General features: G+C 59.9%; 19 protein-coding genes. 12 read left to right on the plus strand and 7 right to left on the minus strand.

Going from position 1 to position 21,279, the window contains the following annotated elements:
* Positions 1-37: 37 nt before the first annotated feature.
* Positions 38-1,309 carry an aspartate kinase gene (locus AAF739_10140; protein ID MEM6383024.1) on the minus strand — a complete coding sequence of 424 codons (1,272 nt, stop codon included), beginning with the start codon at positions 1,307-1,309 and terminating at the stop codon, positions 38-40.
* Between the two features lie 194 nt (positions 1,310-1,503).
* On the opposite strand from AAF739_10140, the gene AAF739_10145 reads away from it, so the two are divergent.
* From AAF739_10145 to clpB, 9 genes are all read left to right on the plus strand, one after another.
* On the plus strand, positions 1,504-2,019 hold the full coding sequence (locus tag AAF739_10145; GenBank protein MEM6383025.1) for a CBS domain-containing protein: 516 nt from the start codon (positions 1,504-1,506) through the stop codon (positions 2,017-2,019).
* A 59-nt stretch (positions 2,020-2,078) separates the two neighbouring features.
* Complete coding sequence (gene ubiG, locus AAF739_10150; GenBank protein MEM6383026.1) at positions 2,079-2,843, plus strand: bifunctional 2-polyprenyl-6-hydroxyphenol methylase/3-demethylubiquinol 3-O-methyltransferase UbiG; 765 nt, start codon at positions 2,079-2,081, stop codon at positions 2,841-2,843.
* Between the two features lie 86 nt (positions 2,844-2,929).
* Positions 2,930-4,153: an MFS transporter gene (locus AAF739_10155; protein MEM6383027.1), complete on the plus strand. Its 1,224-nt coding sequence runs from the start codon at positions 2,930-2,932 to the stop codon at positions 4,151-4,153.
* A 197-nt stretch (positions 4,154-4,350) separates the two neighbouring features.
* The gene (locus tag AAF739_10160) at positions 4,351-5,373 is read left to right on the plus strand and encodes an endonuclease/exonuclease/phosphatase family protein (GenBank protein ID MEM6383028.1); all 1,023 of its coding nucleotides are present in this window, start codon (positions 4,351-4,353) and stop codon (positions 5,371-5,373) included.
* Between the two features lie 133 nt (positions 5,374-5,506).
* Entirely contained in the window at positions 5,507-5,887 is a 381-nt protein-coding gene (locus tag AAF739_10165) for a hypothetical protein (protein MEM6383029.1), read from the plus strand.
* Between the two features lie 113 nt (positions 5,888-6,000).
* Positions 6,001-6,426, plus strand: a complete 426-nt coding sequence (locus tag AAF739_10170) for a GNAT family N-acetyltransferase (GenBank protein ID MEM6383030.1) — start codon at positions 6,001-6,003, stop codon at positions 6,424-6,426.
* 162 nt (positions 6,427-6,588) lie between these two features.
* A complete protein-coding gene (locus AAF739_10175) occupies positions 6,589-7,242 on the plus strand; it encodes an NAD(P)-binding domain-containing protein (protein ID MEM6383031.1) in 654 nt (217 codons plus the stop codon).
* A gap of 92 nt (positions 7,243-7,334) precedes the next feature.
* Complete coding sequence (locus AAF739_10180; GenBank protein ID MEM6383032.1) at positions 7,335-8,546, plus strand: GTP-binding protein; 1,212 nt, start codon at positions 7,335-7,337, stop codon at positions 8,544-8,546.
* Between the two features lie 224 nt (positions 8,547-8,770).
* Positions 8,771-11,419, plus strand: coding sequence for an ATP-dependent chaperone ClpB (clpB, locus tag AAF739_10185; GenBank protein MEM6383033.1), 2,649 nt, complete (start codon positions 8,771-8,773; stop codon positions 11,417-11,419).
* Between the two features lie 85 nt (positions 11,420-11,504).
* Here clpB and AAF739_10190 read toward each other — a convergent pair whose 3' ends face one another.
* From AAF739_10190 to AAF739_10205, 4 genes are all read right to left on the minus strand, one after another.
* Positions 11,505-12,035, minus strand: coding sequence for a hypothetical protein (locus AAF739_10190; GenBank protein ID MEM6383034.1), 531 nt, complete (start codon positions 12,033-12,035; stop codon positions 11,505-11,507).
* Between the two features lie 178 nt (positions 12,036-12,213).
* Complete coding sequence (locus AAF739_10195) at positions 12,214-12,729, minus strand: DUF488 domain-containing protein (protein ID MEM6383035.1); 516 nt, start codon at positions 12,727-12,729, stop codon at positions 12,214-12,216.
* A gap of 663 nt (positions 12,730-13,392) precedes the next feature.
* Complete coding sequence (locus AAF739_10200; GenBank protein ID MEM6383036.1) at positions 13,393-13,602, minus strand: cold-shock protein; 210 nt, start codon at positions 13,600-13,602, stop codon at positions 13,393-13,395.
* A 312-nt stretch (positions 13,603-13,914) separates the two neighbouring features.
* Entirely contained in the window at positions 13,915-14,331 is a 417-nt protein-coding gene (locus tag AAF739_10205; protein ID MEM6383037.1) for a hypothetical protein, read from the minus strand.
* 690 nt (positions 14,332-15,021) lie between these two features.
* Between AAF739_10205 and AAF739_10210 the strand changes: the two genes are divergently transcribed.
* The gene (locus AAF739_10210) at positions 15,022-15,360 is read left to right on the plus strand and encodes a helix-turn-helix transcriptional regulator (GenBank protein MEM6383038.1); all 339 of its coding nucleotides are present in this window, start codon (positions 15,022-15,024) and stop codon (positions 15,358-15,360) included.
* Positions 15,361-16,300: 940 nt separating this feature from the next.
* Here AAF739_10210 and AAF739_10215 read toward each other — a convergent pair.
* Positions 16,301-16,993, minus strand: a complete 693-nt coding sequence (locus tag AAF739_10215) for an alternative oxidase (protein ID MEM6383039.1) — start codon at positions 16,991-16,993, stop codon at positions 16,301-16,303.
* A gap of 340 nt (positions 16,994-17,333) precedes the next feature.
* On the opposite strand from AAF739_10215, the gene AAF739_10220 reads away from it, so the two are divergent.
* The gene (locus AAF739_10220) at positions 17,334-17,729 is read left to right on the plus strand and encodes a response regulator (protein ID MEM6383040.1); all 396 of its coding nucleotides are present in this window, start codon (positions 17,334-17,336) and stop codon (positions 17,727-17,729) included.
* Positions 17,730-17,849: 120 nt separating this feature from the next.
* Positions 17,850-19,307, plus strand: a complete 1,458-nt coding sequence (locus tag AAF739_10225) for a DUF3179 domain-containing protein (GenBank protein MEM6383041.1) — start codon at positions 17,850-17,852, stop codon at positions 19,305-19,307.
* A gap of 16 nt (positions 19,308-19,323) precedes the next feature.
* Here AAF739_10225 and AAF739_10230 read toward each other — a convergent pair whose 3' ends face one another.
* Positions 19,324-21,261 (minus strand): CoA-transferase, encoded by a 1,938-nt coding sequence (locus tag AAF739_10230; protein ID MEM6383042.1) that lies wholly within the window; start codon positions 21,259-21,261, stop codon positions 19,324-19,326.
* Positions 21,262-21,279: the final 18 nt, after the last annotated feature.

Below are 21,279 nucleotides of genomic sequence, written 5' to 3' on the forward strand. Positions count from 1 at the left end.
TGGTCAGCTTTGACCGATACGTATGGTCGCCGGAAAGCTAAGCTGCATCAAGACCATATAGCGAATGCAGCGTCCGAACAGCAAGTTCGGTGTAAGCAGCATCAATAAGGACGGAAATTTTTATTTCTGACGTCGTGATGGCGCGAATGTTGATGTTACGTTCCGAAAGCGCCCGGAACGCATCGGCTGCGACACCGGCATGGCTGCGCATACCGATACCGATTACCGACACTTTGACGACGTCCTTCGATCCCTCGACTTTATCGTACTCAATCCCGACACTGGGGTCGTGCAAGATATCGATTGCCTTGTCATAGTCGGCTTCGGGCAAGGTGAAGGTGATGTCCGTCGTTGCGCCATCTGCTGAGATGATCTGGACGATCATATCAACATTGATGCCTGCAGCGGCGAGGGGACCAAAAACACTTGCAGCCACGCCGGGCCGGTCCTTGACGCGGCGCAAGGATATCTGAGCTTCATCGCGCGAGAACGCAATGCCCGTGACGGTCTGCTGTTCCACAATATCCTCCTCGTGACAGATCAAGGTGCCGATTGGCGTATCGGTGCGCAAGGCAGGGTCATCAGGATCGTCAAATGACGACCGAACAAAGACCGGCACGTCGTGCACCATGGCCAGTTCCACCGAGCGAACCTGTAAAACCTTTGCGCCAAGCGACGCCATTTCGAGCATCTCTTCAAACGCGATCCGTCCAAGTCGTTGCGCTTTGGACGCGACGCGCGGGTCGGTGGTGTAAACGCCGTCCACATCGGTGTAGATATCGCAGCGGTCTGCATTGACGGCGGCTGCGATGGCCACGGCAGAGGTGTCAGAACCGCCGCGCCCCAGCGTCGCAATGCGCCCTTCTGGCGAAATACCCTGGAAGCCCGCGATCACGGCGACCTGACCACCGGCAACGCGCTCAATGAGCTTCGTAGAATCAATCGTCTCAATTCGCGCGGCGCCGTGCGTTCCATCGGTCCGCAACGGAATTTGCCAGCCATGCCATGAGCGGGCGTCGATGCCCATCGATTGCAAGGCGATGGCAAGAAGCCCTGAGGTCACCTGCTCACCGGATGCGACGACCGCATCATATTCCCTTGCGTCATAGACCGGCAGGTTCGAACCGGCGACCTTGGGCATGTCGCGAACCCAACCGACCAACTCATTGGTCTTGCCGGCCATGGCCGAGACGACGACCGCTACTTCATGGCCAGCCTCGACTTCCCGTTTCACGTGGCGCGCAACCGTTTGGATGCGGTCGAGATCGGCCACCGATGTGCCGCCAAATTTGAGGACCAAACGGGCCATAGTTGGACAGAATTCCGGATGATGCGGAGGAAATGACGGCGCGTGGTACCGGCAAAGTGTCCACGTGTCCATGGCCGGTCCCGCTTCGTTAAACCATAGTATCTGACCTTGTTGCCTTCACCGTGGTGCGCCACAGTTAGGAGTAATCGGGCCTAGGCTACCCAAGCGCTGTATCAAGAATCGGGAGATAAGGGATGCGCATTCAAGATCGTCCGGAGTTCACCTCCAAACCGAAGCCGTTGAGTTTTACCGGCGAAACGACCGTCGCGGAGGCTGTCGCCGCGATGTCAGAAAAGAACTTCGGGTCGGTGATGGTGGTTGACGATGAAAGTCGTCTCGTTGGCGTGGTGACCGAGCGCGACGTGATGAAGAAGCTTGTGAATCAGAACCGTGACGCCACGTCGACAAAGCTCTCGGATATCATGACGTCGGAGCTGCGCACCGCCAAAGTTGACGATGATTATCGGGACTGGCTGCGCGTCATGTCCAACGAGCGGTTTCGGCGCCTGCCGATTGTCAGCGAAGACAACAAGGTTCTCGCCGTCATGACCCAGGGCGACTTCGTGTCCTATTCCTGGCCCGACCTGTTGTACCGCACACAGGAAGCCGCAAAAGAAACGCTCAGCAGGAACAGTCAGTTCGCCCTGATTGTTGGGGCGTTGATGGCCTACACAATTGTTATGGTCATCGTGCTCGGCGTTTTTGGTTAGGCGCGATCAAGACGACACTTGCTCGGCGCGCTCGCTGGTCGGATGTAGAAAGGCGCGAAGTGGTACGCACTGCAGAACACAGGGATGGGACGACGTCGATCGATCCTGATGAGGTGGCGCGTTTTTCGGCGCTCGCTGCCGAATGGTGGGACCCGAAAGGCAAGTTTGGCGTCCTGCATGCCTTCAATCCTGTCCGACTTGCCTATGTCCGGGCGAGGGTGGCCGAACATTTCGATCGTGATGACAAGGTCACTCGACCGTTCGAGGGTTTGCGCTTCCTCGATATCGGTTGTGGGGGTGGGCTGTTGACCGAACCCATGGCGAGGCTTGGAGCGCAGACGATGGGCGTCGATGCTTCCGCAGAAAACATTGCAACGGCCCGGGTCCACGCAGATGAGCAGGGCCTTGAAATCGATTATCGCGCGACGACGGCCGAGGCCATTCGCAACGACGGAGAGACGTTCGATGTGGTGCTTGCCATGGAGGTCGTCGAGCACGTCGCAAATGTTCCCAACTTCATCGCCGATTGCGCAGCGATGGTGAAACCGGGCGGTCTGATGTTCGTTGCCACCATCAACCGGACGGCTAAAGCGTTTTTCATGGCCATAATAGGCGCGGAGCGGTTGTTGCGGTGGCTGCCTATCGGCACGCATCACTACGATAAGTTGGTGACCCCGGATGAGCTCACATCGGCCTTTGCCCCAACGGGTATGGCGGTAACAGACCGCTGCGGCGTCGCCTACAATCCGCTTGAAGACCGCTGGAAGGCCGCGCCCAACGATCTTGATGTCAATTACATGGTGATGGCCGCCCGTCCGGTCTGATCTGGACAAGAGCATCTTCGGCGCTAAGCTTTGTTGTGTCGCGGCGCTCGACTTGAGCGTGCCGCCTGCTTCACCAGAGCTTTGCTTTGTCCGATGCTGTACCAGCTGGTGACCCCGCCAGCCTGACGCCGGTGCGCCCGGCCCCCCGTTTTGCAACCGTTCTTGCGTTGTTGCTTGCATCCGCCCTGACCGTGATGGCTGGAGCGACGATTGCGCCGGCGCTGCCGCAGATCGAGGCGGCGTTTGCGGACACTGCTGGCGTCGAACTGCTGACTCGGCTCGTGCTCACGGTGACAGCCATCTTCACCGTCATCGGCTCGCCGATTGCGGGGCTGCTGGTCGATAAGATCGGCCGAAAACCGCTTCTGCTGTTCGGCATGATCCTTTACGCCATCGCGGGGACGAGCGGGCTTTATTTGGATAGTCTGACCGGCCTTCTCATCGGCCGCGCAGCACTGGGACTATCCGTAGCCTGCAATCTGACGGCTGCCACCACCCTTTTCGCGGATCTCTACGCCGGGCCCGAGCGCGCGAAGATGTTGGGACGTCAATCGGCTTTTATGGGCGCCGGCGGGGTGGTGTTCCTCCTGTTGGGAGGCTGGCTCGCAGAGCTGGGCTGGCGGGCACCGTTTGGTATCTATGTCGCGTCGCTCGCCGTGTTCGTCCTCATTTTATTGTTCGTGGACGAGACGCGAGACCGGGCGAGCCGACAGCCCGATGCTCCGAAGGATCGCTGGCCGGTGGGCACTGTCCTGATGATCATGGGGTTCGTCCTGATCGCACAGATCGCGTTCTATCTTTGGCCGGTGCAGCTTCCATTCTTTCTCGGCGAGCGATTCGATGTCAGTGGCCCAGCTGTAGGACTTGCCATTGGCTGCGCGTCGGGGACAACGGCCGTTACCGGCATCCTTTACCGGCAGTTCCGGGAGAGGCTCGGCGATTTCGGCTTGGTCGCGCTGGTTTACGCCCTGTTGGGCCTGACCAACATTCTGCTCGCCCACGCGACAAGCTATCTGATGGTCCTCCCGATCCTTGTTCTCGGCGGCGCTTCGATCGGGCTGATGTTCCCGCACGGTGCAAACTGGATGACCTCCGTCGTTCCCGATGGACTGCGCGGTCAAGCAGTTGGGCTGGCATCTTCTGCGCTTTTTTCGGGCCATTTTCTGTCGCCGGTTGTCAGCCAGCCCATAATGGGGCGGATCGGTTACGGGCCCGGCTACCAGGTCTTTGGCATTATTTTGATCGCTCTTGGAGCGCTTGTTTTTCTTGCGCACCTCTGGGGTCGCCGGCGGCAGGCGGCTCAGTCGTAGCGCCGACGCGAAATGTTGAGATCGCCCCAATCGGCGCGCGGAATCGGCTTATCGGGGGTTTGGGCGTCGATTAGCAGCCAACCCGATACCGGGTCGAATATCAGCTTGTTGGGGCGCACTTGCTCGACACCGGCGTGGCGCGTCGGTAAACCGGCTAGGTAGATTTTGGGGCCACAAGCGACGCCGGGGGCGCAGCCATGGGCAAGCGGGATATCTCGTTCACCAGTTTCAACCTGTATAACCTGCAGCTGCCGGGCGAACCGGTCTATCGCGACCGCGATGGCTGGGACGCTGATATCTACGCCCGGAAGGTCGCATGGGCGGGGTCCACCCTGAATAGGATGCAGGCCGACGTCTTCGGGTTTCAGGAACTATGGGCGGCGAAGGCTCTGGACGATGTGCTCGAAGCGGCGGATATGACGGGCGCCTACACACCGCTTGTGCCGCCGGACCACACGGGAAAGCGTATCGTTTGCGCTGGCGCGGTACGTAGCGAGATGCTGGTCGATGATCCGCAGTGGCTGGTCGAATTCCCCAAGGAAACCGTCCTGCAATCAACGGGGGAGGACCCCCAGACCGAGACCATCACGGTCACGCTGACGTCCTTCTCGCGGCCCGTTTTGTACCTGAAGGTTCAGCCCGACCCGCGGACGCCCGTGATCCACGTCTTCGTGTGCCATCTGAAGTCCCGGCGCCCCGCCGACGTGTGGCGTGAGCGCGACTGGTACGACAAGGAGATCCACGGCCCGCATACGGCAGCGTTGGGGTATGCCATCTCCACCATCCGCCGGACGGCGGAGGCGACGGCGCTGCGCGTTGCGGTTACGAAGATCACCAAGAAAACCGATGAGCCGGTGGTGGTGATGGGTGACATCAATGACGGCAAGCTGTCCAACACGCTGAACATCCTGTCCGAGCAGCCCAGCTATCTCGCCCCGCTGTCACAGGGGGGTGGCGACAACGCGCTTTACACCGCGCAGATCCTGCAAGAGTACCGGTCGACGCGCGACGTCTACTACACCCACGTTTACAAGAAGGAGCGGGAGAGCCTCGACCACATCCTTTTCTCCGAGCAGTTCTACGACAACTCGCGGCGGCGCCTGTGGGCGTTTGACGAGATGATCATCGACAATGATCACCTCAACTATGACGACCACAAGCAGAGCGGCACCACCGATCATGGGGTGGTGAAAGCCAGCTTCAAATGGAAGCCGGCGTAGGGCGCTCGCTGTTGCTCACGGTCAATCACCAGCCATGACGTGACCATTGTCACAGTTCCATTGAGGGAACGGGCGCAATCTGGACGCATGGGAACGGCGGTCCCGCCGCTCCACCTCGATGAGGAGCTGACAGATGCCCCATTTCAGGCCCTTTCACATCAACAACGGGTACAACCCGCACTCCAATCCCGAAGCCAAAGGCCCCAACTCGGACGTGGGTTCAGAGCTTGAGAAGCGCGGTTTCAACCCCCAGCCGGAGCCACCCGCGAAAGATCCAATCGGTGAAGAAACCGATCTTCAAAAGCGGGGTTTTAATCCGCAACCCGAGCCCCCTCCCATGGAGAACGACATTTTCGAGTTCATCGGAGGCGAAACGCCCATCGATGAAATGGATAGTGACGCCGGGTCCTCCGGGGGACCAAGCGACGGGTATTCGATGCAGATGGATGTCCAATCGCCGCTGGACGACCACGGCTTTGATACCTCGTCCTGGGAAGACGGGTTCCTGATCTAGCCGGAGACGGCCCCATCATTCCTCCCGGCCAAGGCTGGTCGATGCCGGCCTTGGTTCGGCGCGTTCGGTTCCATGGCTAGCCTTCATGCGCAAAGCTCGCTACCCATGCGGGAATGACCAGCGCCCGCATCGAACGACTGACCCCTGAGCTTGCTGCCGACTTTCCCCCGGTGGCCGATGACGTCTTCGACGCTGAGCCAACGAAAGAGCACCTTGAAAAGCTGGCATTGATGCCCGGCCACGCCCTGTTTGTTGCGCTCGGAGGGGACAATGTGATCGGTCAGCTTTTGTGCATGGCCCAGTTTCAGGCCGACATGCCGCCACAACTCTACATCCATAATCTTGGCGTATCCCCGGCCTTCAAGCGCCAGGGGATTGCGCAAGCGCTGTTCCGTGCGGCGGCGGATTGGGGTCGTGACTGCGGTTGTGACAGCATCTGGCTTGCCACCGATATCGACAGCCCCGAGGCACAAGGCTTTTACCGCTCACTGGGCTTCACCCGCCACCAGGCGGAGGTCTTCGCGGGGCCGATTGGCTGAGACGGCAGTTGGGTCAAGCATCCAATACCCTCAAGATGGTGCGCTTGCCGGTCATAGTCCTCTTTGATGTCTTCCGCCGTGGGCGTTCCAGGACGTTACCGGCGGACATTGGGTTCGCCAGATATGATTTCGGCGCTGACGTGAACCTTACGGAGAAACGCAATGAAAATTTCGGTCTTGGGGATGGGCATGGTGGGACATGCCCTGGCAACCAAACTTTCCGCATTGGGCCATCAGGTGATGATGGCTGCCCGCAATCGCGACAATGAAAAGGCGCAGACCTGGGCGGAGAAGAACAACGCCTCGGCAGGCAGTTTCGAAGATGCGGGTCGGTTTGGCGATCTTGTCATCATTGCCACCCTTGGATCGGCGACGCTGGACGCTGCGAGGATGGCTGGCGAGAACAATCTCGCGGGAAAGGTCGTCTTGGACGTCACCAACCCGCTGGACATGTCTGATGGGTTTCCACCCACTCTGATGGACAAGCTGTCGAACACGAGTTCGCTAGGTGAGCAACTGCAAGCCGCGCTGCCGCGCGCACATGTCGTGAAGGCGCTCAACACAATGAATTGCGATGTCATGGTCGACCCGAGCCGCATTCCCGGTGAGCACGACGTTTTCCTGTGCGGCAACGATGCGGGTGCCAAGCAGACAGTGGTTGAACTGCTCAAGAGCTTCGGCTGGACCGATCCGGTTGATCTGGGCCCCATCGAGGCGGCGCGGGGCACGGAGGGCATGATGAACTTCTGGCTGCGTATGTATGGCGCCGTCGGGCACGCCGACTTCAACTACAAAATCGTGCGCGCAACCCGTTAATCAGCGCGTCTCGACACTTGCATGCTCTTCGCTCGATCGATAGACAATGTTATAATATAACATTCGGGACATCGTAATCGGGATTTCACACAATGTCAGACGCACGCCTGCCAGTAACCGTTTTGTCCGGCTTTTTGGGCGCCGGGAAAACCACGTTGCTCAATCGTATTCTCAACAATCGCGACGGTCGGCGCGTCGCGGTGATCGTCAACGATATGTCCGAGGTCAACATCGACGCCGACCTCGTCCGTGCCGACACGGAATTGTCGCGCACAGACGAAACGCTGGTGGAAATGTCCAATGGTTGCATCTGCTGCACGCTACGTGACGATCTTCTGGCCGAAGTTCGCCGCTTGGCCGGTGAGGGCCGGTTCGACTATCTGTTGATCGAATCCACCGGGATTTCAGAACCTCTGCCTGTGGCTGCTACCTTTGATTTTCGCGATGAGGCCGGTGACAGCCTATCGGACGTTGCCCGGCTCGATACCATGGTAACAGTCGTGGACGCGGTGAACTTGCTGGCCGACTATTCGAGCAAGGATTTCTTGCACGATCGTGGCGAAACGCTTGGCGACGAGGACGATAGAACGCTGGTTCATCTCCTGACCGACCAAATCGAGTTCGCTGATGTGGTTGTCCTGAACAAAACGGCCGACGCGGGGCCGGACCGGACCGACGCCGCGCGGAAGATCATTCGCAGCTTGAACGCTGACGCAAAGATCATTGAAACGAACCACTCGGTTGTTGATGCGAGCGACGTACTCGATACCGGTCTGTTTGACTTCGAAGCGGCCCATGAACATCCGATGTGGACTAAAGAACTCTATGGCTTCGCTGACCATACGCCGGAGACCGAGGAGTACGGTGTCGTCTCTTACGTGTATCGGGCTCGCCGACCGTTTGACCCCTCAGCGATCCATGCCCTGCTGAACAGCCCGATGCCGGGCGTTATCCGCGCCAAGGGCCATTTTTGGATAGCCACGCAGCCGGAGACCGTCGCGGAGTATTCGCTAGCGGGATCGCTGGCTTCGGTGCAGAAGCTTGGCACATGGTGGGCTGCCGTTCCGAAAGAGCGCTGGCCCGATCACGAAAGTGCTCGTACCTATCTGGCAGAGCGCTGGCAGGAGCCTTGGGGCGATCGCCGACAAGAGCTTGTCTTCATCGGTTCGGGAATTGATTGGCCTCACCTTAAGGCGCGCCTAAACGCCTGCCTTGTCCCGCAGGAGCTTGCGCCGGGTCCGGATGCCTACCCGGACTTGCCCGACCCGTTTGCTGTGTGGCGTCGGACAGACCAGGCAGCCTGAGCATCGGGGCGCGGAACTGAGCACGCATCGGGTCCTGCTGCAGGTCCCCGCGCCCCTTCAAACCGCTTTCTTCCATCCCCATATCCTCCGCGACGCCGGATGCTGCACTGCGGGTCCGGCCCGTGACACCAGACGCCACATTGGGTCTGGCCCTTTGTTGATTGAACCGTTCGGGCGTGAGATCCATTTTCTGGGGCGCAGGGCGGCTTCCATGGAGGATGGATATGAATTTGGACAATTATACCGAGCGCGCCAAAGGCTTCCTGCAGGCCGCGCAGACGGGCGCTCTGGCCAAGGGTCATCAGCGCTTTGTGCCGGACCACCTTTTGAAAGCGCTTCTCGATGACAAGGAAGGCTTCGCGTCGCGGCTGATCGAGGCCGCGGGTGGCAAGCCCGATGTTGTGCGCCAGCAGAACGCGCAGACGCTCGCTGGCCAACCCTCCGTCGAGGGGGGCAACGGCCAACTGTACATGGACCCGGCCATGGCGCGGGTGTTTGAAGCCGCCGATCAGGCCGCGCAGAAGGCGGGCGACAGCTATGTGACGGTCGAGCGGCTGCTGCTCGCGCTGGCGCTGGATGCCAAGAGCGATGCTGGCAAAGCGCTGAAAGCCGGTGGGGTGACCCCGCAGGCCCTCAACAGTGCCATCGAAGACATTCGTCAGGGCAGGGCAGCTAACTCGGCCACCGCCGAAGAAGGCTATGACGCGCTCAAGAAGTACGCCCGCGACCTCACAGAAGTGGCGCGCGAAGGTAAACTTGACCCGGTTATCGGGCGCGACGAGGAAATCCGTCGGACGATCCAGGTTCTTTCGCGGCGCACCAAAAACAACCCCGTGCTCATCGGTGAGCCAGGCGTCGGCAAGACTGCCATCGCCGAGGGGCTTGCCCTGCGGATCGTCAATGGCGATGTGCCTGAAAGCCTTCGCGACAAACAGCTGATGGCGCTCGACATGGGCTCGTTGATCGCGGGCGCGAAGTTTCGTGGTGAGTTCGAGGAGCGACTTAAGGCCGTCCTCTCCGAGATCGAAACGGCGGCGGGCGGCATCATCCTGTTCATCGACGAAATGCACACGCTCGTGGGCGCGGGCAAGGCCGATGGCGCGATGGACGCCTCGAACCTCCTCAAGCCCGCCCTTGCGCGCGGCGAGCTCCACTGTGTCGGCGCGACAACGCTCGATGAGTACCGCAAGCATGTCGAAAAAGACGCCGCGCTCGCCCGCCGGTTCCAACCGGTGATGGTATCGGAGCCCACGGTCAGCGACACCGTGTCGATCCTGCGCGGGCTGAAGGAGAAGTACGAGCTGCACCACGGCGTGCGCGTGCTCGACTCGGCGCTCGTGTCGGCGGCGACCCTGTCGAACCGCTACATCACCGACCGGTTCCTGCCCGACAAGGCGATTGACCTTGTGGACGAGGCGTCGTCGCGTTTGAGGATGCAGGTGGATTCCAAGCCCGAAGAACTGGACGAGCTTGACCGGCGGGTCATTCAGTTGAAGATTGAGCGCGAAGCTCTCAAGAAAGAAACCGATCAGGCCTCCAAGGACCGCCTCGACAAGCTCGAAGGCGAACTTTCGGAGCTTGAGCAGAAGTCCGCCGAGATGACCGCCCGCTGGCAGGCCGAAAAGGACAAGCTGGCCGGGGCGCAGGCCTTCAAGGAGCAGCTCGACGCGGCCCGCACCGAGCTTGAGCGTGCCCAGCGCGAGGGTGATCTGGCGAAGGCCGGCGAGCTGGCTTATGGCCGCATTCCGGACCTTGAGAAGAAGCTCGAAGCTGCGGAACTCGCTGGCGAGCAAGACGATATGGTCGAAGAGGCCGTGACGCCCGACATGATCGCCCATGTGGTCAGTCGCTGGACCGGCGTGCCCGTCGATAAGATGCTCGAAGGTGAGCGCGACAAGCTCTTGCGCATGGAGGACGAGATCGCCCGCCGCGTGGTGGGGCAGGCGGAGGCCGTGCATGCGGTGTCGACCGCCGTGCGCCGCGCCCGCGCTGGCCTGCAGGACCCGAACCGGCCGCTTGGCTCGTTCCTGTTCCTCGGGCCGACCGGTGTCGGCAAGACGGAGCTGACCAAGGCGCTGGCGACCTTCCTGTTCGACGATGAGCACGCGATGGTGCGGCTCGACATGTCGGAGTTCATGGAGAAGCACGCGGTCGCCCGGCTGATCGGCGCGCCTCCGGGCTACGTCGGTTACGATGAGGGCGGCGTGCTGACCGAATCCGTTCGCCGCAGGCCCTATCAGGTGCTCTTGTTCGATGAGGTCGAAAAGGCCCACCCGGACGTGTTCAACGTGCTCCTGCAGGTGCTCGACGATGGCCGGCTGACCGATGGTCAGGGCCGCACGGTTGATTTCAAGAACACGCTCATCATCATGACCTCGAACCTCGGCGCGGAGTATCTCGTCGCCGCCAAGGATGAGGAAGACTTTGAGAGCGTGCGCTCGAACGTGATGGAGATGGTGCGTGGGCATTTCCGGCCCGAGTTCCTCAACCGGATCGACGAGGTTGTTCTGTTCGAGCGTCTCAAGCGCACCGAGATGGGCGCGATTGTCGACATCCAGCTGGCCCGGCTGCACGCGCTTCTGGAGGATCGCAAGATCACGGTCGATCTCGACCCGTCAGCCCGCGAATGGCTCGCCGACAAGGGGTATGACCCGGCTTATGGCGCGCGGCCCCTTAAGCGCGTGATCCAGAAGGAAGTCCAGGACCCGCTCGCCGAGAAGATCCTCGCCGGCGACGTCAAGGATGGCGACCTGGTGCGCGTGACTGGGGGCAAGTTCGAGAACGGCGCCGACCGGCTGATCTTCGCCGTGGTCCGGGCGCCGGACAGCGGGAGTGAAGGCTCCGGCAACGATAATGGAGAGCTGGCGGCTTAGGCTGCCACAAACCCCAACGTCATGGCCGGGCTTGACCCGGCCGTGGACTCACGCGCCTTCTGCACGGCAAGCCGGGCTTAGGACGTCAATTGAAGACTAGCCCCGGCTGTGCCGGTTGATCTACTCTAAGAACGCCAAGTAGCTGCCAGGTATTTGGGCGACTGGCCACGTTTCCAACACAGAAAAGCATCCCTTTCTGTGCGTACTCACCGTTGAATTTTTCTTCCATCCACTGAAGGGTCGCCTCGTGCGATCCTGTTCGCCTCAGATGATTGTAAAACATGGCATGCGCTTCCCAATCGGCGTTGGCAAAGTCGTGTGGTCCGCTATCGTCTGTGAATCTGAATCGGAACTCATAAGGAGTTGGCTCAATTGCTGCCAGGTCTGCGTCAAAGAAGCCCTTGTGTTTGGCCGCTTCCGTAAACCGCGCCCTTTCCTTTGCGACGCGCTCTGCAGACTTCGCCCTCCAGCTAAAATGTGTTTCTGAAGGCTTAATCAGCGCGAGAGAGCGCCCGGCTTTCGCGGCCTCAGCAATCGATGTTGATATGTATTGATCCAAAAATGCGGATTTGTCTCGGTCGGGCATACGACCGACAACTTCAATCGTTTCCTCCATGACATGACAGCTTTCAGGGCGTTTATCTCGAGTTGGAAGGCGATATTTGAAATTTACCGAGTCCCACCTCTGGAAAGCTTGGTCTCCTGATAGTTGCCGATAGCGAACTGGGAAGAGCCGCTTGAACTCGCCGTACGCTGTTATTCCAGCACAGCAGACTGTCTCACCGTGTGCTTTGCTACGCTGCGGCAGCGCTTTCACGAGGATGAAAACTTGGCATTCTTGAAGCGTTACGGACATAGCAATCCGGATCGTCACCGTAGAGGTTTAGTATCTGCAGATCGCCGGTTGCAACTAAATGATCTGCAACTATTGATCTATGACAGTATCGAGCTTCCCGCTCAAAGCACAACAGGCAAGTGGGGTCCGTAGCCACCTGTCCCCGGAGCTCATCGAGTTCCTCTTGTGCCTCTATGGTTTGAATGTGGGCGCCGTATATTTCTTCAAACAGAGCGTAGTCGCCACGCTTAGCGGCTTCTCGGCCGGGCTTTGGGTCGCCAAGGCTAGACAAGTGAACATATTCAATTCCCTCCATTTCAAGTCGCTCGCGCAACTTGTTTTTGGAGAAGCCCTTCTTCCGGGAGATAGGCACAGCTCGCACATCCGCCAAACGTTTTATTCCAACCAGTTTAAGCGATCGGATAAATCGTTCAATATCAGTACCTTCGTAGCCAATCGTGTATACGATGCTCATGAATAGCCCCTGCTTCAAAACGCTCGTCTCGAGTCCATGCTGCTTAACAGGGGGTTAAGGCGGCGTTAAGAGGGCATTAAGCCACCAGCTTCATCGCCTTGATCCGCTTCTCCGTCGCCTTCCAATGCTAATCCCGTTGCGCGGCGCGCAGATCATGGTCGGCTTGCAGGTTTAGCCACAGTGCCAGCCAAACCACATGCCGTCATCCTCGCCCTTGTGGCGGGGATCACTGCGGTGTTTGCCGCTGTGGTGATGGTGGCCAAGATAGTATGGTCCCTCGGGACATCCCCGAGGGTGACGATCGGGGGCCATGGTGCGCTTCATCAACTACCAATCAAGCCCCGGCCTTGAGCCGGGGCCTCGCGCCAGATGATCATCGAGGCCCCGGATACGCTTTGCGCTCCGGGGCTTGGGGTTACCCAAACAAGAACCGCGCGGCTGGGTTTCCCTGGGCCGCGCCGCATTCGCTTGATCAAAGTCTTGCGCTTCAGGCTGTCGCCTTCAACGTGCAACCGGTGCTAGCTCGCTCAACGTGCGACTTGCACTCTTTCGATCAAAGTCTTGCGCTTCGCTCGCGAGGCTCGCTCAACGTGCGACTTGCACTCTTTCGATCAAAGTCTTGCGCTTCGCTCGCGAGGCTCGCTCAACGTGCGACTTTGATTGTTAGGCAGCTTTAATCACGCTCACGGCCGTCTTGCCGGAGCGCTGATCGGTTTCGGTTTCAAATTCAACCTTCTGGCCATCGTGCAGCGGCCCCATCCCGGCGCGCTCAAGCGCGGTGGCGTGAACGAACACGTCTTTGCCGCCATCCGTTGGCTCGATGAACCCGAAGCCTTTTTGATCGTTGTAGAATTTCACGGTACCCGTGGTCATGGTGATAGTCCTTATCAGTAGACATGCTGCTGATCCCTCAGAGAATCTGGCATGCAAATTGGCGACCCGCGTGCCGAATGCCCGCTAGGTTCGCGTCGTCGAGTCGTCAATTTTTGTGAGGGAAGTGTGCGTCCACCGATGAAGGGGCGACCAAGACCGTAACAATCATCAAGTGTCGATAGGGACCATGTACGCGCAAACTGTGCGTCTATCAAGGGCAGCGTTCGCGCGCAGCCCCGAGTTATGCGTGTCGGCGCACTGTCTCGGGGCTTGCGACTGCTATTTGTTGGTCTGCGATCAGGCTACAGCCGCCTAAATCGCCGTCCCTCTGATCGCGTCGATCGCGTCGCGGTGGTCGCCTTGGGTGACGCGCAGGAATGGCGAACACATGTTTGGCCCTTCGCGCATGCCCAAAAGGGCGCCACGGTTGGGCACAACCACGATGACCGAGCTTTTGCCCAGTGAATTGTCCGGTCGGCCATGGCCCAGCTGGTCGAGGTAGCGATCGGTCTCAAGCGGATTGAGGTCGATCATGGCTGGCGCGGTGTCGGGAATTCCCGCGCGGACGTCGGCAACGGTGCTGAATTGCGGACCGCAGGTGAGCGCGGACAGCGCGTGCGCGGGCTTGGGCGCCAACGTGAGGGCCGCGCCACAGACAAGCGCGGCGCAAGCTGCACCGAAAACGGACGCTTTGACGAAACGAGCATTGTTAGCAAGGGGGAACTGCATGGGTTGCTTCTCCATCAAGGTGTCGCCAGGGGAGAGGAGGGGTTGCCCTGCCGACCGGATCAACAGACCAGCCTCAGGGCTGAGCCTGCTTTGGATAACGCGAACTATATGCCCAAAACTTAGGCATGCTTACGAAGTAGGCAATGCCCGGCGTTCGTATTTCGCTGATCCGCCCTTTTGGGTTTCACAGTTGCAATGTCCTGTTTTCCGGCGTCGCCAGACCCTTTGCTTGCCAGCCGCTTCGCAACGGCGAGGCTTATTGCATGTTGCACTGCATCAACCGTGCCAGTCCTTGGCTCGGATTGATGGAATCGTGTCACAGCGTTGGTTAATGGATCGTATCCGCCGGGTTTTGGGTTAGACGTTCGATGAAGCCGCAGCGTCAAGCTGTTCCTTTTGGGGTTCGCGCACCGCTGATCCTGGCCCGCAGTAGCCCCGGCGAGGATAAAATCGGCGCTTTTTCCCGTGCAGTTCTGTCCGGAACCAAGCGGTTTCTCGCCCGAGGCTTCACCTTGTCTTCAGCCCGGACGGGTAGTATCAAGTGAATGAAACCATTGAGGATCTTATCATGACCGATCGTGATCAGTGCGGCTGTGATGCCTGCACGCCGACGTGCACATGCGCCAAGAGCGAGCCCAAAGACGGCCAGTGCTGCTGCGGCGAGGCGTGCACCTGCGGGGACGACTGTGCATGCGGCCCAAGCTGCCGCTGCCCGCAATAATGGACGCGCTTGCGCACGACGGCCAGCCGGTCGAAGGCATCGCGATCGACGGGGCTCAGCTCAAGTCGATCCGTCGTGCCCGCAAGATCGGCCGTCCGAAACTTGCGAAACTGTCGGGCATATCCGAGCGGCAGATTGCGAAGATCGAAGGGTCCTGCAGCCCGCTGCTCAGCCAGGCGCTCCTCAGTAACTTCTCAAATGTGCTGCAGGTTCCCGTTCCCGTGCTGACCGGTGAGGCGGACCCGGTCGACTTTGATCTTGAGCCTCTGGCGCCCAAGGCATCCAAGACCTGCAGCTGCTGCGGGTAGATCGCCTCCCCGATGGCGTTCGCCTGCGGGGACAAGTCGGCACTAATCCCCGTCTCAGATATCGCATCCATCATCCGCAACGCCTTTCGCCGATTATCTGACGAGGCGCTCGGGGTCGTGATCCGGGCTGGCGGAGGGGCGAAGCGCCTATCCTCTTGAGCGGGTCACGCCGCCGAACGCCAGTTCCGTTGTGCCGATGCTGACCAGCCCGGCGCAATCGCAAGGGGGTGGGGGTGAAATCGAAGGGTCCGATTGGACCATCAATCAGGCTAGCGCTCGAGGGTCGGATGAAAGACCGCCCTTTTGCGTCGCGCCCTCCGCGAGAGGTGACGCTCATGGCCCGGGTGGGTCGGCTGCCCAAGCCCCTTCGTATAAGCCAAAGAACGCTTCGCACGGGGTGCATGAGCTGACCGGACCGGGGATTTCGATCCCCGCGCCACCAGCTCGATCGTGGATCGGCACCGCACAGCTACATTAGACTTCAAACGCGATGCCCCACGGCACCCCGTCAGTCTCTCAATGCTATCAAGTGGAACGGAGCGAGCCGTTTCGCTGTTTTCGTGCTGCGCGCTTGCTTCGGACCGGTCGACACCGTGGCGCACGACGTCCTTAAGCCCGCCGTCTTCCGATCGCCTGACCGCGTCAAAGTGGAGAGGGCTTGGCCCACCGATTGCATGCCCTAATTTTAGACGAAAGTCGCAATAAGACGGCAATCGTTTTGGAGGCCAAACCGACCGAAGCCACGCGAAAGGATTGCGCCATGGATTTCGAATATCTGCTGCTGACCGTTGAGCTTTTCATCATCACCATCATTGCTGGTGTTGTTTACGACCACATGCAAACGGCCCAAGCTGTTATGTGAACGATAACCCCGGCCCGCCATGTTGGATGGCGCGCCGGAGTAGGCTTCCCAAAGCACTCAAGCTGTTGGATTTCCGCCTCAGGCTCCTTTTGGCAGTCCAGCCGGTGCTTCGTCCTTGGGCTTGGCAGGGGTGCCTGTGCCGTGGTCAAGCGCGTCGGCGAAACCATGGTTGCGATCGCGGTGCCCCGCTTCATCCTCGCGCACCACAACCACCACATCGCGCAGCCGCGCGTCCGGCTCAAGCTTCCAGTAATCGATGGCGATCTGCGGCGCAGGCACGTTTTCGAGAAGCCCTGCATCGATTGCCGCCAGATACTGGGTGTAACTCACCACGGCCTCTTCCTCGAGATAGGCAACCACTCTGTGCGCCGTCTTTGGTGCGAACAGGTAGAGCAAAAAGTAGAGATTAAAGAATACGCCCTGGGCGATCAGGATCAGGAACCGCTCGAAAACCGATGGCTGCGCGATGTTGATGAAGGTCATCAGATGCATGCGCTCATTTTCCGCTTCGTCGAGAAGCTCGGCGATCCAACCCTCGTCATCGCGAATGTGGCGGATGGATCGTAGATGTTGCAGCATCCCGCCAACCATGCCTGGCACGGCTGCAACGGTTTCCAGAACAACAGCGCGGTGGCCGTAGCGCTTACGGAAAAAAGCGTCGGCGAAGACGCGCATGAACTTGACCAGCCGGTAGGCGAACCGGTCGCTCAAGCTTTGCGGTGTGTGGTGCTCGACAACGCGGTCGGGAATGTTGGCCTTGCGCGAAAACATCGGAGTTCGAACCCTTTCTTGGACGATTGAAAACAGAAAATCTGAACACGTCAGGCTTATCGGTCATATAGTTATGCTCAGGTTGAGACTTAAGGGCTTCGGACAGCGACAAGGCGCCGCGGGCGTAGCTGCGCAGCCTGGTCGTCGATCTCAGATCTCCGGGAAGATCGTCGGCGAAACCAGCATCAAGCCACTGCGATTTTTGCTCCCATGGGACACAAAGCTAGGTAGTCGCACGGTTGCCGAGGCGACATCGCTCCGGCTTCATGGTGCCCCGCAGCATAACAATGCCCAGCCGGTCGACCGGCATTGCGCTGCGCGCGCGAACGAGGAACACGGCATGTTTTCATTCCCGGAAACCACTGATGAGAAACCATCGGTCAGCCGTTCAATTCTGTACATTGATGATGACGCGGACGATCGCCTGCTGGTGAAGCTGATCGCGCAGCGCGCATTAGGTAGGTCCACCACGGTGCATGGTATTGGCGATGTCTCGGCGGCCTACCGGCTGCTCGGGGAGCACAGCTTTGATCTTGTCATCGTTGACAATCGGATTGGTGATGGCCGGGCACGCGAGACGGTGGCTAAGATTGCAGACCGGCTAGGTGACGCGCGCGTGGCCATCGTCTCGGACTATGTTGAAGAGATCGACGAGGACGCGTTGCCGGCCAGCATAGACTGCGTTCTGCCCAAGCATGATATGCACCGCTTGTTTGACCCCGGATGGCTATTTTAGTCGGGATCGAACCCGCTTGTAGCTGAAGCATTGAACACACGATCGTGAGCAAACGCGATTTGTGAGGCGTATACGCGCGCTCTAGCCTCGAGGCAGCTAAACGGATTTTGGAGCCTTGCCATGCGCCGCAAAAGTGCGTCTACCCGATCGTCCTTCACTGCGCGCCGATTGGCATTGATGCTTGCCTTGCCGTTGGCCCTCCTGCCGTTGGACAGCACGCCGGCCCTTGCGCAGACCACGCAACAAGCCTCCGCTGCCGGACCGAATGTGGTTGAAGCGGAACTGCCGCTTTCGTCGCTTTTCACGCTGTTTCGCGCTCGTAACCCTGCCCAGTTGCAGACCGTGCTGGACGCGCTCGATGACCAGTGGAGCGACGGGTATTATGCGCCATTGATCGAGATCACCGGATTCACGAGCAATGCTAACGCGAGCGCGGCCATTTTTGCTTTTCTAGAGGAGAAGACCGGGGAAACCCACGGCAACGATTTTCAGGCCTGGTTCCAATGGTTATGGAACCAGCCCGAGGCGATCACCTCGGACTATGCCGACTTCAAAGCTGTCATCTACCAGTTCATCCATCCGAACTTTGAAACCTACTTTGCCGGGCGGACTCAATCGGCGCGCATTCGGCTGGATGAGATTCGCTGGGGCGGCGTGGTGCAGGACGGTATCCCCCCCTTGCGTCAGCCCGATATGATTGCCGCCGATGAAGCGGAGTATCTTGATGACAGCAACATCATCTTCGGTCTTGAGATAAACGGCGATGCGCGCGCCTATCCCAAACGCATCCTTGCCTGGCACGAGATGTTCGTGGACACCATTGGTGGCGTCGAGATCGCCGGCGTCTATTGCACGCTGTGTGGCACGGTGATCCCGTTCCGCACTGAGGTCGATGGCGTGAACCACCAGATGGGCACGTCAGGGTTTCTCTATCGATCGAACAAGCTGATGTACGATCTGGCCACCCAATCGCTTTGGAGCACCATGCGTGGCGAGCCCGTCGTGGGGCCGCTCGTCGATCAGGGGATCGCCATGGAGTTTGAGCCTGTCATCACAACGACATGGGGCGAGTGGAAGCGGCGTCACCCCGATACAACGGTGCTGTCGCTCAACACCGGCCATAGACGCGATTATGGCGAGGGCGTTGCCTATCGTCGCTACTTCGCGACCGACGAGCTTATGTTCAACACCCCGTTCGATGTCGACGAAACCTTGGCCAACAAGCAAGAGGTGCTCGGGCTGCGCTTCGCCGGTGCACCTGAAGATCAAGTCGCGATCGATACCGCCTTTCTCGACGCCATGCCGATCTACACCGACACGGTCGGTTTTCAGGATGTGCTCGTCCTCACCGATGCAAGCGGTGCCAACCGGGTCTACGACCCAATGGGCGTGACGTTTGCGGACTACGACCAGGACTCTGGCTTGACCGATGCTGAAGGCGTCGCGTGGACCATGACCGAAGACGCGCTGACCTCCCAGGATGGACGACAGCTGCCGCGCCTTCCGGCCCATCGCGCTTTCTGGTTCGGCTGGCATGCCGCCTTTCCGGAAACCCGGCTGGTCATGCAAGGCGGCTAAGCACGGACCGCGCGTCTCACCCCGAGGAGCTCTCCCGAGCATCGAGAAAGGCCTGTGCAGCCTGCTTGCTCTCGTAGATATGCGGCGCGGCACCGACAAGCGTCTCGCCGAGTTTCAGGCGCATGAAAGCGGAGCCTGAATAGCGGGTGACCGTTCCGTAGTATCGCGCTTCGAGATCGGCGACCATCGCGGCGTAATCGCCAGCGATATCATCGTCGAGAAAGAAGCCGTCATAATTGACGATCACATCAACCCGGGTGTCGAGCGGGGCGCAAACGGCTTCGACCTGATCTCGGATAAGGCTTATCTCGTCATGCGTGCGCAGGCGCATCTTTTCAAAGTTGATGAACAGGCGCTTGCGTTCCGGATCAAGGGCGATGCGTTCGGGCAGATCGAGATGGAGGAGCTCGCGGCGGATATCCATCGGACCTTCCACAAACAGCCGGGGATCCATTTCTGTGACCTCACCGAGGATGGGCTCAAAGCCCATTAATGGCAGGATCTCGCGCTCGATGCTTATGCCTGGTGCGACTTCCACGAGCTTGAGACCGTCAGGCGTCAACTCGAGTACGCAGCGCTCGGTGACGTACAGGACCGGCTGGCCAAGCCGCGCGGCGCGTATGCCGGAAAAGGTGATCTGCTCGACATCGGCAAGGAATTTCCGCGACTGCCCTTCAGACCGAATGGCCAGCTGGCCATCGGTCACATCCACCGAAAGCCCACGCGTTGTAAATGTGCCAGCGAAGACGAGCGCCTGCGCGTTCTGCGAGATGTTGATGAAGCCGCCCGCGCCCGCAAGCTTCGGTCCGAAGCGCGAAACATTGACGTTGCCGACGCGGTCGGCTTGAGCGAGGCCGAGGCACGCCATGTCGAGACCGCCACCGTCGTAGAAGTCGAACAGATTGTTCTGCGGGATCACAGCGTCCGTATCGACTGCCGCGCCGAAGTCGAGACCCGATGCGGGCTGTCCGCCGACGACGCCCGGTTCCGCTGTCAGGGTCACATGATCAAGCAGGCCCTCTTCGGCGGCAACTGCTGCGACGCCCTCGGGCATGCCGATGCCGAGATTGATGACGCCGTTCATCGGCAATTCAAAGGCGCAGCGCCGCGCGATGATCTTGCGCGCGTCGAGCGCCATGGGCGGGATTGCGCCCTGTGGCGGCCGGATCCGATTGGTGAAGGCCTGGCTGAACTGCGTTTTGTAGGTTTGCATGTGCGTTTCTGGCGGGGCCACCACGACCGCGTCGACCAGGACGCCGGGGATTTGGACCTCGCGGGCAGGGAGGGTGCGGCTGCGCGCCAGACGTTCGACCTGAACGATCACGACGCCGCCGGCATTTCGAACGGCCATGGCCTGCGCGAGGTTGTCGATGATCAGCGCCTCACGCTCCATGGTGATGTTGCCTGCCTCGTCAGCGGTGGTCCCGCGCAGCAATGCCACCGTCATCTTGGGCGCAGGATAAAACAGATAGTCTTCACCGCCGATTGTCATCCGCTCAACCTGCGGCTCGGTGGAGCGGTCATTGATTGCGCCACCGCCATTTTTGGGGTCGACGAAGGTGTCGAGACCAACCTTTGTTAGCATACCGGGCTTGCCTGCTGCGGCGTCGCGGTAGAGTTGACTGATGCAACCCTGAGGGAGGTTCCAGCCTTCGATGTCGCCGCTCATGGCCAACTTGGCGACCCTTGGGATTAGGCCCCAGTGACCGCCGACCACGCGCTTGAGAAGGCCCGGCGCACCGAGTCGGTTGAGACCGCGATCCTGGCCGTCGCCCTGACCGGCGGCAAAGACAAGCGAAAGGTCCCGCGGGTGGCTGGTCTCATCAAAGCGGCGGGCTATGGCTGCGAGCAATTCGTCGGGCACGCCGATGCCGACAAAGCCAGACGTGGTCAGCGTGTCGCCATCGTTGATAAGCGCTGCCGCATCATCCGCCGAAACAACCTTCCGCCGCATGAAACCCTCCCCCATTGT

Source organism: Pseudomonadota bacterium (genome assembly GCA_039024915.1).
GTDB lineage: Bacteria > Pseudomonadota > Alphaproteobacteria > Rhizobiales > MH13 > MH13.

What these genes read in the sequence shown, in the direction of transcription:
- AAF739_10140 (MEM6383024.1), bottom strand. Translation starts at nt 1,309, where the DNA reads ATGGCCCGTTTGGTCCTCAAATTTGGCGGCACATCGGTGGCCGATCTC.
- AAF739_10145 (MEM6383025.1), top strand. Translation starts at nt 1,504, where the DNA reads ATGCGCATTCAAGATCGTCCGGAGTTCACCTCCAAACCGAAGCCGTTG.
- AAF739_10160 (MEM6383028.1), top strand. Translation starts at nt 4,351, where the DNA reads ATGGGCAAGCGGGATATCTCGTTCACCAGTTTCAACCTGTATAACCTG.
- AAF739_10165 (MEM6383029.1), top strand. Translation starts at nt 5,507, where the DNA reads ATGCCCCATTTCAGGCCCTTTCACATCAACAACGGGTACAACCCGCAC.
- AAF739_10170 (MEM6383030.1), top strand. Translation starts at nt 6,001, where the DNA reads ATGACCAGCGCCCGCATCGAACGACTGACCCCTGAGCTTGCTGCCGAC.
- AAF739_10175 (MEM6383031.1), top strand. Translation starts at nt 6,589, where the DNA reads ATGAAAATTTCGGTCTTGGGGATGGGCATGGTGGGACATGCCCTGGCA.
- AAF739_10180 (MEM6383032.1), top strand. Translation starts at nt 7,335, where the DNA reads ATGTCAGACGCACGCCTGCCAGTAACCGTTTTGTCCGGCTTTTTGGGC.
- clpB (MEM6383033.1), top strand. Translation starts at nt 8,771, where the DNA reads ATGAATTTGGACAATTATACCGAGCGCGCCAAAGGCTTCCTGCAGGCC.
- AAF739_10190 (MEM6383034.1), bottom strand. Translation starts at nt 12,035, where the DNA reads ATGGAGGAAACGATTGAAGTTGTCGGTCGTATGCCCGACCGAGACAAA.
- AAF739_10195 (MEM6383035.1), bottom strand. Translation starts at nt 12,729, where the DNA reads ATGAGCATCGTATACACGATTGGCTACGAAGGTACTGATATTGAACGA.
- AAF739_10200 (MEM6383036.1), bottom strand. Translation starts at nt 13,602, where the DNA reads ATGACCACGGGTACCGTGAAATTCTACAACGATCAAAAAGGCTTCGGG.
- AAF739_10205 (MEM6383037.1), bottom strand. Translation starts at nt 14,331, where the DNA reads ATGCAGTTCCCCCTTGCTAACAATGCTCGTTTCGTCAAAGCGTCCGTT.
- AAF739_10210 (MEM6383038.1), top strand. Translation starts at nt 15,022, where the DNA reads ATGCGGCCCAAGCTGCCGCTGCCCGCAATAATGGACGCGCTTGCGCAC.
- AAF739_10215 (MEM6383039.1), bottom strand. Translation starts at nt 16,993, where the DNA reads ATGTTTTCGCGCAAGGCCAACATTCCCGACCGCGTTGTCGAGCACCAC.
- AAF739_10220 (MEM6383040.1), top strand. Translation starts at nt 17,334, where the DNA reads ATGTTTTCATTCCCGGAAACCACTGATGAGAAACCATCGGTCAGCCGT.
- AAF739_10225 (MEM6383041.1), top strand. Translation starts at nt 17,850, where the DNA reads ATGCGCCGCAAAAGTGCGTCTACCCGATCGTCCTTCACTGCGCGCCGA.
- AAF739_10230 (MEM6383042.1), bottom strand. Translation starts at nt 21,261, where the DNA reads ATGCGGCGGAAGGTTGTTTCGGCGGATGATGCGGCAGCGCTTATCAAC.